The sequence below is a fragment of the Mycolicibacter senuensis genome (assembly GCF_002101885.1).
GTDB lineage: Bacteria > Actinomycetota > Actinomycetes > Mycobacteriales > Mycobacteriaceae > Mycobacterium > Mycobacterium senuense.
Genome location: NZ_LQPS01000040.1, coordinates 1 through 11,282, shown reverse-complemented (window position 1 = coordinate 11,282; position 11,282 = coordinate 1). Strand labels below are relative to the sequence as shown.

At 66.9% G+C, this 11,282-nt stretch carries 10 protein-coding genes; 6 read left to right on the top strand and 4 right to left on the bottom strand.

All coding sequences use genetic code 11. From position 1 onward, the window contains the following. Positions 1–5: 5 nt before the first annotated feature. Both AWC24_RS13870 and AWC24_RS13865 read right to left on the bottom strand, forming a co-directional pair. Positions 6–860 (bottom strand): MlaE family ABC transporter permease, encoded by an 855-nt coding sequence (locus tag AWC24_RS13870; protein WP_085085819.1) that lies wholly within the window; start codon positions 858–860, stop codon positions 6–8. A gap of 3 nt (positions 861–863) precedes the next feature. After that, positions 864–1,682, bottom strand: coding sequence for an MlaE family ABC transporter permease (locus AWC24_RS13865; protein ID WP_085085817.1), 819 nt, complete (start codon positions 1,680–1,682; stop codon positions 864–866). Positions 1,683–1,863: 181 nt separating this feature from the next. On the opposite strand from AWC24_RS13865, the gene AWC24_RS13860 reads away from it, so the two are divergent. From AWC24_RS13860 to AWC24_RS13840, 5 genes are all read left to right on the top strand, one after another. Further along, positions 1,864–2,316: a hypothetical protein gene (locus tag AWC24_RS13860; RefSeq protein ID WP_085085815.1), complete on the top strand. Its 453-nt coding sequence runs from the start codon at positions 1,864–1,866 to the stop codon at positions 2,314–2,316. Positions 2,317–2,389: 73 nt separating this feature from the next. Next, positions 2,390–3,184 carry a DUF1906 domain-containing protein gene (locus AWC24_RS13855; protein WP_109560474.1) on the top strand — a complete coding sequence of 265 codons (795 nt, stop codon included), beginning with the start codon at positions 2,390–2,392 and terminating at the stop codon, positions 3,182–3,184. A gap of 279 nt (positions 3,185–3,463) precedes the next feature. Further along, positions 3,464–4,375 carry an MBL fold metallo-hydrolase gene (locus tag AWC24_RS13850; protein ID WP_085085813.1) on the top strand — a complete coding sequence of 304 codons (912 nt, stop codon included), beginning with the start codon at positions 3,464–3,466 and terminating at the stop codon, positions 4,373–4,375. 164 nt (positions 4,376–4,539) lie between these two features. Beyond that, positions 4,540–5,982 (top strand): alkaline phosphatase family protein, encoded by a 1,443-nt coding sequence (locus AWC24_RS13845; RefSeq protein ID WP_085085811.1) that lies wholly within the window; start codon positions 4,540–4,542, stop codon positions 5,980–5,982. A gap of 128 nt (positions 5,983–6,110) precedes the next feature. Next, positions 6,111–7,610, top strand: coding sequence for a bifunctional phosphatase PAP2/diacylglycerol kinase family protein (locus AWC24_RS13840; protein WP_085085809.1), 1,500 nt, complete (start codon positions 6,111–6,113; stop codon positions 7,608–7,610). Between the two features lie 20 nt (positions 7,611–7,630). On the opposite strand, the gene AWC24_RS13835 is transcribed toward AWC24_RS13840, so the two are convergent. Further along, a complete protein-coding gene (locus AWC24_RS13835) occupies positions 7,631–8,611 on the bottom strand; it encodes a PE-PPE domain-containing protein (protein WP_085085807.1) in 981 nt (326 codons plus the stop codon). A gap of 265 nt (positions 8,612–8,876) precedes the next feature. Here AWC24_RS13835 and AWC24_RS13830 point away from each other — a divergent pair, with 265 nt between their 5' ends. Next, on the top strand, positions 8,877–9,857 hold the full coding sequence (locus AWC24_RS13830; protein WP_234807377.1) for a PE-PPE domain-containing protein: 981 nt from the start codon (positions 8,877–8,879) through the stop codon (positions 9,855–9,857). A gap of 21 nt (positions 9,858–9,878) precedes the next feature. Here AWC24_RS13830 and AWC24_RS13825 read toward each other — a convergent pair whose 3' ends face one another. After that, entirely contained in the window at positions 9,879–11,012 is a 1,134-nt protein-coding gene (locus AWC24_RS13825) for a mechanosensitive ion channel family protein (RefSeq protein WP_085085805.1), read from the bottom strand. Positions 11,013–11,282 lie beyond the last annotated feature (270 nt).

Here is an 11,282-nt window from a genome sequence, read left to right as displayed (position 1 = left end):
CACCGCTAGCCGGACAGGTTGAAGTTGCCGTTGGAGCCGTATACGGACAACGAGACCAGTAGCGTCACCGAGATCACCACGACGAGCGAGGTCCGGACCGCGTTGCCCACGGCCACCCCCACCCCGGACGGCCCGCCGCTGGCGAAGTACCCGAAGTAGGTATGCACGAGCAGCACCGCGATGGCCATCAGGATCGCCTGTAAAAACGACCACAACAGGTCTTTGGGGTTGAGAAACGTTCCGAAGTAGTGGTTGTACAGTCCCGCCGACTGCCCGAACATCACCACCGTGGTCAACTTGCTGGCCGCGAACGACAGGATCACCGCGATCGAGTACAGCGGTGTGATCGCCACCATTCCGGCCACGATGCGGGTGCTCACCAGGTATTCGACGGCACGGATGCCCATGGTCTCCAATGCGTCGATCTCTTCATTGATCCGCATGGCGCCCAGCTGCGCGGTCACCCCCGCGCCGAACGTGGCCGCCAGACCGATGCCCGCCACCACCGGCGCCGAGATCCGGACGTTGATGAAGGCGGCAAGGAAGCCGGTCAGCGCCTCGATACCGATGTCACCCAGGGAGCTGTAACCCTGGACCGCCAAGGTGCCCCCGGCGGCCAAGGTGAGAAACCCGACGATCACCACGGTCCCGCCGATCATCGCCAACGTTCCCGCGCCCATGCTGATTTCGGCGATGAGCCGAATGACTTCGCGGCGGTAACGCGAGGCGGCGAGCGGCACACCGGCCAGCGCACGACCGTAGAAGGCGGTGTGATCGCCGATCCGGACCATCGTTTCGACCGGCCGGTTGAGCTCCCGCGCCAACCGCGGGTGCAACACGCGCAATGCCACCGTCGCCATCGATCAGCCAGACGTCAACTGGATACCGATGGCGGTGACCACCACGTTGACCACGAACAGCGCCATGAAGGCGTAGACCACCGTCTCGTTGACGGCGTTTCCGACCGCTTTCGCGCCACCACCGCTGATGGTCAAGCCCCGGTAGCAGGCCACGACTCCTGCGATGAGGCCGAACAATCCGGCCTTCACGCAGGAGATGATGACCTCCGGAACCCCGGTGAGCAGCGTGATGCCGGCTGCGAAGGCACCGGGGTTGACCCCTTGGATGAAGACCGAGAAGGTGTACCCGCCGACGATCCCGATGATGACCACCAGGCTGTTGAGCAGCAGTGCCACCACTCCCGACGCGAGCATCCGGGGCGTGACCAGCCGCTGCACGGGGTTGATGCCGAGCACCTCCATGGCGTCGATCTCCTCGCGGATGGTGCGCGAGCCCAGATCGGCACACATCGCCGTCGCGCCGGCACCGGCCACGATAAGCACCGTCACCATCGGCCCGACCTGAGTGACCGCGCCGAATGCCGCGCCGGCGCCCGACAGGTCCGCCGCCCCGAGTTCGCGCAACAGGATGTTCAGCGTGAAGCTGACGAGAACGGTGAAGGGGATCGCGACCAGCACCGTGGGCATCAGCGATACCCGCGCCACGAACCATGCCTGCTCCAGCAGCTCTCTGCCTTGAAAGGGCCGGCGGAACAGGAACTTCACCGCGTCGACCGACATCGCGACCAGACCACCGATCGCCCGTAGGGGCCCGGTTACGCCCCCGGCGAGCGCAAGAACCGGCAGTCCCGGGGACCAGCGGTCTTGGGCGTTGTTCACCATGCCGCAAACCCTTCACTGGTGCCCGACCGAATTCGACGCGCCGGCTCACCGGCAACACAGACGGTGACAGTCCACGGTGCCGGACAGCACACCGCGTCCCATCCACCGGGAAACGTCGGGACCGCGGGCCGATTCGGGCACGAACGTGGCCTTGCTGTCGAGGCGGCGTAACGGAGGCTGAATGAAAGTCGCGAGGCTGTGGTGCGCACTGTCGGTGCTCGGCGCATCAGTGCTACTGGCGTCGCCGCCGAGCCACTCCGAACCCTTCTTCGCCAACTACCAGCTGATCATCCCGCAGCGATACGACTTCCACACCTGGACGTGGGCGGTGTCGCACTGCCTGGACGGCTCGGCGAACTGTGCGCACATCAGTGCCATCCCCATGCCGGTGGCCAAGGCGTTCGAGTACACCGGCGACGCCCGGCTCGTCGATGGCCGCTACACCCTCACCGTGGACATCCCCGACGGATTGCGCTGCGGAAACGTCTACTACGGACCGGTGATCCCGACCCGCGACGTCTACTCCTGGGATGCGAACACGCTGCAGGGAACCTTGACCTCGTCGTTCGCCGCCGGTTGTGACGGCGCGCCGGGCGGGACGTCGAGCTATCCGTTCTCGTTGGTGCGGCTCTGATCGGCGGCTGCCGTCGCGAGCACGCCCGGCGAGGCTCCATCGTTAACACCAGCAACATTGTTAACATCGGCCGGTGCCGGATTCCCCGAGGATCGACCCGACTCGGCGCCCCGTTTCCCGACGTGATGCGCTGCGGTATGGCGCCGCGGCGGCGCTCGCCGGATTCGGCGCGGCGACCGCCGGCGCCCCCCGGGCCTCGGCCGCCGCTCCCACGCTCATCGACTACGCCATGCGCCAGATCCCGGCGCAAGACATCCGGGCCGCGGGCCATGCCGGGGTGATCAACTACGTGTCGACGTCGCGACCCGGATCGAACTTCGGCGCCAAGCCGATCACCCGGCCCTACGCCGAGTCACTGACCGCCGCCGGGCTGGTGATCGTCAGCAACTTCCAGTACGGCAAGCCGGGCGGGACGGCACCGTCGGACTTCACCCGCGGCTACGCCGGCGGCGTCGCCGACGCCCAGACCGCCTGGAACATTCACACCGCGGCGGGCGGTGGCCGCAGCGCACCGATCTTCTTCAGCGTCGACGACGACATCAACCGCGACACCTGGAACAACGTTGCGCTGCAGTGGTTCCGGGGCATCAACTCGGTGATCGGGGTGCAGCGCACCGGCATCTACGGCGGCGTCAACACCTGCACGTGGGCCGCGGCCGACGGTGTCATCGGAAACTCGCGCACCCCGGGCCACCGCTGGGCCTGGCAGACCCGATCCTGGTCGCGCGGCCAACGATTCCCGGGGGCGGTGCTCTTCCAGCGCATCGTGAGCACCGCGTCAACCCCGGGCCCGATCGTCGGCGGGATCGAAGTCGACGTCAACGACGTGTTGGCCCAGGACTGCGGGCAGTGGAACCTGCACCCGTGACTTAGTCGGTCGGTAGGCCCTGCCGACGGCTCGGCTACTGGTTGGTCGTCAAGAAGAGGCCCACGGTGAGCAGCACCACGCACACAATGCACGTCCAGACGCCCAGGCTCGCTGACGCCATGAGTCGGCTCCTGTCTGTAGTCGGTCGACGGCCAATCTACCGCAGCCGCTCGACGCTCCCGTCTGCCCCGGGCTGGACTACGCGATTTCAAGGGCTCGAGATCCGCTTTCCGGTTGCGATGCTCGTCGAGTGCGATCCCGACGATCGAGGAGGCAACGATGAGCTTGGACAACGCCCTACGAGCCGGCACCGGAAAGCCCGAGCTGGTTCCGTCGCGCTATGCGGTGCAGGTCGGCGACATAGAAGTCCTGGTGATCAGCGACGGGGTACTACCGATCACCGCCTCGACGATGGCCACCAACGTCGACCCGGCCGACCTGGGGCATTGGCTCAGCGACATGTTCCTGCCGCCCGAGGTGATCGACTGGCCCCTCAACGTCGCCGTGGTGCGCAGCGGGGAGCAGACCATCCTCGTCGACGCCGGGCTCGGAATGGAGTTCCCGGACTTCCCGCGGGCGGGCCAGACCATACCGCGCCTGGAAGCCGCCGGCATCGATCCGGCGGCCGTGACCGACGTGGTGCTGACCCACCTGCACATGGACCACATCGGCGGACTGCTCGCCGACGAGCTCAAGGCGCGGCTGCGGCCGGACCTGCGGATCCACGTGGCGGCCGCCGAGGCCGAGTTCTGGGAGGCACCCGATTTCTCGGGCACCCGGATGCCGGCTCCGGTGCCGGCCGCGCTGCAATCGATCGCGTCCCGATTCCTCGACGAGTACCGCTCCCGGCTGGTCCCGTTCGAGACCGAGCACGAGGTGGCGCCCGGCGTGCTCGTCTGCCGCACCGGCGGCCACACTCCCGGGCACAGCGTGGTCCGGCTGGCTTCCGGTGGCGACCGGCTGACCTTTGCCGGCGACGCGGTGTTCCAGGTCGGCTTTGAGCATCCGGAGTGGCATAACGGATTCGAGCACGACCCGGAGGAGGCCGCTCGCGTCCGGATCCGGCTGCTGCGGGAATTGGCGTCGACGGGCGAGTCCCTGGTGGCCACCCACCTGCCGTTCCCCTCGGTGTGCCGGGTGGGGATCGCCGGCAACGCCTTCCGGTGCGTACCGGCGGTCTGGGATTACTGACCGCACCAGCGCCGACGGCGGCGCCCCAGGTCCATAGATTTTCGCCAGCACCGCCATGGATTAATTAAAAACTTTGGCAAGTAAGCTGAGGATTTCCTGGGTTTCTGTTAGTCTCTCGCGCAACTGGCCTGCCGGTCCGCGCAACTTCGACGAGGGACACGATCGTGACGACAATCAAAAAGTTCCTGTGTGGTGCGACCGTCGCCGGCATGGTCGCCGGGACCGGGGCAGCCATCGGGGTGCCGTCGGGACTGTCGGCGCTGACCGCCGACTGGCTGCTCGCCGCCGAGCACGTGCTGCTGATCGGCACCGACGGCACCAACCTCTCGAAGATCCTGGAGTACGCCTACGGCGACGACAGCGGCTTCAAGACGGCGATGGACCAGGGCATCACCGGGGCCACCAGCGAAGTCAACCACACCACGATCTCCGGCCCGTCATGGTCGACGATCCTCACCGGCGTGTGGGACGACAAGCACGGAGTGGTCAACAACCTGTTCCGGCCCGAGCCGTATGACCAGTGGCCGACGGTGTTCAACCTGCTCGAGTACCACGACCCGGATATCGAGACCTCGGTGATCGCCGACTGGGACTACATCAACGACATCGGCGCGGCGGGCGGCTACGGCGCCGACAACAACCTGTTCATCCCGTTCCAGGACAGTTGGGCCGACACCGACGCGGCGGTCACCGCGGCGACCATCTCCCAGATCCTGGCGACCACCACCAACCCGGACATCGACACCTTCCTGTTCTCCTACCAGGTGCAGGTCGACGAGGCCGGGCACTCGTACGGCGGCGGGTCCCAGGAATACGCACAGGCCGTGATGAACGTCGGGGCCAACATCCAGCAGATCCTGGCCGCGGTCGAGCAGGCCAGGCAGGAAACCGGCGACAACTGGTCGATCATCATCACCACCGACCACGGCCACCAGCAGTCGCTGGGCTTCGGCCACGGCTTCCAGTCCCCCAACGAGACATCGCAGTTCGTCATCTTCGATCAAGCCGGCCACGACGCGACCGACGGCAGCCAGAACCTGAATTACTCCATCGCCGACATCACCCCCACGATCCTGCAACTCCTCGGCGTGCCGCTGCGCTCCGACTTCGACGGCTCCCCGATGAGCACCGACCCGGCCATCCTGGACAGCATCGTCACGCCCACCGATCTCAAGCAGTCGCTGTCCGACGCGATCGCGATGTACGGCTACCCGAACATCGGCAACGACATCATGCTGGGCATCCGCACGGTGGTGACGAGCATCCCCTACGGGATCAACCTGGTCGTCACCGAGATCGACAAATTCCTGCAGTCGATCGTCGACCAGGACATCTTCCTGATCAGCGGTTTGGCCGAACTGCTCCAGCAGGTCAACAACTTCGTCGGCGGTGCGGTGGTGGACGTGACCGACACCTTGGCACGCGGAGTCGCCTACCTGACCGGCTCGGGCGTCATGGCGCCGACCGACCCCCCGCTGCCGCCACCGCCGGGAGGCTCGGAGGCCTCGCTGTTCGACACCTTGTTGGGCGACCAGAACTGGTTCAGCCCCGACGAAGGCAGCCTCGACCTGGCGTCACTACTCGACTTCGGCGCACTGCTGGACTGATTCCTCACCACCGCTCTCACTACGGCCGGATGGTGCGTTTCTACACCGCTGAACGGGGTATAGGGCTGCGGTACGGCGCCCGCAGCGGCGCCGGTGGACGGAGGAATCACTGCCGTGGTCGACGACCGATGATGCCGTTTCAGCGGCGACGTTCCGGGCTTCGCCGGATCACCGAAGGCCTCGGCGAACTCGACGCCGAGGTGTTCGAGGCGATCGCGCACTCGCCGAGCCGGCTCCTTGATGCCACCATGCCGGGGCTGACCCGCGCCGCCGACCACTCCAAACTGTGGCTGGCGCTCGCCGCGGCCATGGCGGTGACCGGCCGGCCGGCCACCCGGCGTGCCGCCGCGCGCGGGGTGGCCAGCCTGGCAATCACCAGTCTGGTGACCAACCAACTGGTCAAGCGGATCCGGCCCCGCGCGCGCCCTAACGTCATGCTGGTCCCGCTGCTGCGCCGCGCCCACCGGTTGCCGCGGTCGAACTCGCTGCCGTCGGGCCACGCCGCGAGTGCAGCGGCGTTCGCCACCGGGGTCGGGCTGGAGAGTCCGCTGCTGGGTCTGCCCGTGGCGGGGTTGGCCGGCCTGGTCGGGCTGTCGCGGATCGTCACCGGCGCCCACTACCCCGGCGATGTGCTCGCCGGGCTGGGCATCGGCGCGTCGATCTCGGTGCTCGGCGCCCAACTGGTGCCGCGGATCGCGTCGCCGCCACCGCCACACACCGACGCCCTACGGGTGGGCTGTCCCGCGCGTCCCGACGGTGCCGGCGTGATCTTGGTGGTCAACCCGCGCTCCGGCGGCGGACGGGCGGGCGAGGTCGCCGAGCAGGTGCGCCAGGCCCTGCCGGCGGCCAGGGTGATCGAACTCGGCCCCGACGATGACGTGACCGAGGTGTTGCGGCGAGCGGCCGATTCCGCCGAGGTGCTGGCGATCGCCGGCGGCGACGGATCGGTGGCCGCGGCGGCCGGGGTGGCGGTGGAACGGGACCTGCCGCTGGCAGTCTTCCCGGGCGGCACGTTGAACCACTTCGCCAAGGACATCGGCTGCGACACCGCCGCGAAAACTGTTGCTGCCGTGGCTGAAGGATCGCTGTCCCGTGTCGACGTGGTGCGGTTCAACGATGCGGCGACCGTCGTCAACACCGCCAGCATCGGCGCCTACCCGGCGTTCGTGCGCCGGCGGGAGCGGTTGCAGCACAAGGTCGGTAAGCCATTGGCCAGCGCTTACGCGATGCTGTTGACATTGCGACGCGAGCAGCCGGTGCGCATCGCCTATGACGACAAGACGCTGCAGACGTCGCTGTTCTTCCTCGGCAACTCGGTGTATCTGCCGGCCGGCTTCGCTCCGGCCGTCCGGCACCGGATGGACGACGGGTTGTTGGACGTGCGGATCCTCGACGTCGGCCGGCCGTGGTCCACGCTGCGGATAACGGCGGCCCTGCTGACCGGGCGACTGCAGCGCAGCCGGCTCTACCACGAGCTTCGGGTTCCCCGATTCCGGTTCACCGCCCCCGACGGTCCAGTGCCGATCGCCCGCGATGGCGAAGTCGACAACCCTTGTGCCGAAGCCGAATTCACTGTCTGCTACCGCGCGTTGCAGGTTTTTCGGCCACTGCCGCCGGGCCCGCGGTGAGCAGACCGCCCGGCGATTGGTCAGACCTCCGGGAACCAGAAGTCGAGCGTCTGCTCCACCCCGCCCCAGTCGATGCCCATCCAGTCGGTGAAGAAGCCCTCGATATTGCCGAAAGCGTTGTAGACCAAGGCCACCAGCGAATTGACGAAGGCTTCCAACGAGGCGCTGTCGAGTAACCCGTTGCCGAACGCGCTGAGCCAGGCGCTGAATTGGTCGATATCGCCGGAGATGTCGATGTTGGTGATCAGACCGTCGGGTATGGCCGTGTGGTCGGCGACCTGCTCCGGGGTGAGCCCCAGGTACATAACGTGCTCGTAGAACAGGCCGAGCATCGAATTGGAACTCGCGTCGGCGACGGGGTCGCCCGGGAAGGTGTAGATGGTTGCCGCGAACGCGTCGTTCGGGGTTTCGTTGCCGTTCAGTATCGGCATGTCGAAAAGCCGGTCCCACAGCGTGTCGCTGTCATTGCCCGGCCAGGTGCCGGTCGGACCGGAGGGGTCGCCGATGAACACGAAGTGCAGCAACTGCGGGTCGACGTCGTCGTGGGCCAACTGAGCCATCGCGATCGAGGCGGCCGTGGCGCCCTGCGAGTAGCCGAACACCCACAGCGGGTTGTCGGCGTCGTAGGCGTCCGGGTTGGCGTCGAGTTGGGCGTGCACCGCGCGAACGATCTCGGCGGCACCGACGAAGCTGCTGTGGCCCTGCAGGATGAGTTGCGGGGTGGTCAGCACCTGCAGCGGGCCATCACAGACGCCGGCACCGATGACGCACACCGCCGGGTCGTCGCCGGCGTCGAAGCCCAGCGGCTGCAGGAACAGATCGGCGGCGTTCTGGGCGAACGTCGCCGACGGGGTGGACAACATGGTCCCGCCGACGAAAATGGCGGTGTCCGATAGCAGGGCCACCCGGGCGTGTGTCGTCTGGACGACCGGAGTTCCCACGACGCCGGCGGCGATCGCGCTCGCGACGGCGATCGGAGCGAAAGCTTTGGTTACGTTCATTGCGACACACCTAGGGTTTATGTAGCGGCCGGTCAACAGAGCGTGAAGCGCTGATAATCGCATTCCTGCGTGACGAGAGTCAACGACTATGCGGCCGGCTCGGCACCGGTGACCGGCGTATCGGCGGCAACCTCCATTGACTTGCGGGCGGTGCCTTGCCATGATCGCCCTCAGCCGACGCTTTTTGTTTACTCGTGGGATTTTCAGGTCCAGCGGGAGCGGCGGCGCAGCAGAGGCTCCGATGACGAGCGAAGGGTAGCGACCAGTGATCCTGACCAAGGCCTTCGCGCCGATCGCGATCGCCAGCACCGTGGCCGGCGGGGTGCTCGCCGGCCCGGCGGCCTACGCCACCTATGCCGACATCAACCTGCTGGCCGGCACCGCGTTCTTCGTCGGTCCCACCACGTTGTCCACACCGTCGCCGACGTTCGCCCAGACCGCGGCCGATCTGTTCTTACAGCCGCTGGGCTTCGACGCCGGTGACGACCCCGCCTCGTGCGTGGTCGGCATCGGGGACTGTGACGCGCCGCTGCGGGTGCTGTCCACCCCTGCCCTCATCCAGCAGGGCCACAGCAGCTTCGTCGGTGCCGCCGAGATCGTTCGCGCGGTGCACGCCGAGCTCGACGCCAACCCGGACGCCTATGACGCCGACAACCCGCTGTGGGTGTTCGGCTGGTCGCAGGGCGCCACGGCCGCCTCGATCGCGATGGCTCAGCTGGCCCACGACGACGTCGACCCGCAGTTGGTGCACTTCGTGTTCATCGGCAATCCGGTCGGCGCGGACACCGCGTCGGCGGATATGGGCGGGGCCTCCTCGCCCGACTTTTTCGACACGGGTCTGCTGTCAGGTGTCCAGACCCCGAACGACTGGTTCGCGGTAACCGACTACACGATCCCCGGCGACCCGGTCACCGACCCCACCTCCACCTCGGCGTTGGGGTTGCTCTACGAACACATGATGTACCTGGGGCTCACGCCCGATCAGGTGGCCGACCACATTGCCACCACCGACGGCACGATCACCGACATCGACATCTCCGGCGACTTCGACCAGTTCGACGCCTGGCTCAACGCCTGGAGCCACGGCCTGGTCGACAGCGGCTGGTGGGAAGGCATCTTCTACTCCGTCGTGGCGTTCTTCTACAGCGCGTTCGGCAACATCGAGGACTTCTTCGGCGACTGGCTGGGCATCGACTGGGGTGGGGTCGAGGACACCCTCGACTTCTGGTTCCCGGTGGAGCCGTAACGCGTCTCCTGGACGGCCGGGCTAATGCGCGTAGGCGGGGGTCTTCGTGTCACTGTCGCTGTCCACACCCGAATCGCCGGCCAGGCCACTTGCCGGCGGTTGATCGACGCGCCAGCGCGGCAAAGCCGTGGGGTGGTTGCGCTGCAGCCACTCGACCATGCCCTCACGCACGGCGCATCTGAGGGTGAACAGCGCACCGGAATCGGCCGCGCTCACCGTGATCCGCACCCGCAGGTAGCCGTCGACGGCGTCGGTGACCACCAGCCCGCTGGATCGGCCATCCCACAAGTCGCTCGCTGAAAGCAGGCGGTCCAGCTCGGCGCGCATCGCATCAACCGGTGCCGTGAAGTCGACGTCGAGCTGCACGGTGCCCAGCAACTCCGTCGTTCGGCGGGTCCAGTTCTCGAAGGGCGTCTTGGTGAAGTAGGTGGTGGGAAGGATCATGCGTCGCTCATCCCAGATCTGGACCACGACATACGTCAGCGTGATCTCCTCGATGCGTCCCCACTCGCCTTCGAGCACGACGACGTCACCGACCCGAACGGCATCTGAAAATGAGATCTGCATGCCGGCGAACACCGAGCCCAGTGAGGTTTGCGCGGCCAGGCCGGCGACCACCGAGAGGATTCCGGCCGAGGCGAACATCGTCGTGCCGATCTGGGTGAAGGACGGAAAGGTCATCAGCGCCGCTGCCGTGCCGAGGACGACAACGACGGCGATGGCGAGCCGCCGCAGCGTGGTGATCTGCGTCTTGACCCGCCGCTGGAGCCGATCGGCATCGCTTACCTGCACCCCGCCGCCCACGAAGCGGGCGATGGCGCGTCGCTCCGCCAGCAGCGTCAACGCGGCAAGCAACCACGTCATGGCGGCAATCATCAAGATGCGGAACAGCTGATCGATCCAGCCGCCGGCCGGTGTCGATGCAGGAACGGTGGCCTCGAAGGCGATGCGCGCGGCAATCACCATCAGGATCACCCGAACCGGCATTCGGGTCAACGCCGCGAAGTCGTTGACGAGTCCGCTGCGCCGGCTGACGCGCTGCAGCAGCCAATACAGCACCCAGCCCAGCACCCAGGCCCCGGCTACCGCGCCCGCCAGCCACGCCGTGGTGGCAGCAAGGTGGATTGCGGAACCTCGATCGAGTTCTTCTGGCATAGCCATATCACCTCTTTCGGTCGGATTCGGATCGGCCGCGAGTCTAGGTGAGATCGCCGTTGCTGCGCCGATGCTGCGAAATCGGTCGGGGCTCTCCCCCGGCCCAAGACGTACTCGACTTCCGGTTCCCAATGGCCCGACTTGTTAAACGCTCGCAGCGCCACCGCAAGATCCGGAAGTCGGCCCAGCCGGCCTAGTGTCCTGAGTCATTAATTCGTCGGCAGTAGTTGGCGATGGATTCCAGGATTTGGTCGGCGGTTTTGGTCCAGA

Excerpts from the sequence above, each read along its gene's own strand:
- AWC24_RS13870 (WP_085085819.1), bottom strand. The coding sequence starts at position 860 with ATGGCGACGGTGGCATTGCGCGTGTTGCACCCGCGGTTGGCGCGGGAG.
- AWC24_RS13865 (WP_085085817.1), bottom strand. The coding sequence starts at position 1,682 with ATGGTGAACAACGCCCAAGACCGCTGGTCCCCGGGACTGCCGGTTCTT.
- AWC24_RS13860 (WP_085085815.1), top strand. The coding sequence starts at position 1,864 with ATGAAAGTCGCGAGGCTGTGGTGCGCACTGTCGGTGCTCGGCGCATCA.
- AWC24_RS13850 (WP_085085813.1), top strand. The coding sequence starts at position 3,464 with ATGAGCTTGGACAACGCCCTACGAGCCGGCACCGGAAAGCCCGAGCTG.
- AWC24_RS13840 (WP_085085809.1), top strand. The coding sequence starts at position 6,111 with ATGATGCCGTTTCAGCGGCGACGTTCCGGGCTTCGCCGGATCACCGAA.
- AWC24_RS13835 (WP_085085807.1), bottom strand. The coding sequence starts at position 8,611 with ATGAACGTAACCAAAGCTTTCGCTCCGATCGCCGTCGCGAGCGCGATC.
- AWC24_RS13825 (WP_085085805.1), bottom strand. The coding sequence starts at position 11,012 with ATGCCAGAAGAACTCGATCGAGGTTCCGCAATCCACCTTGCTGCCACC.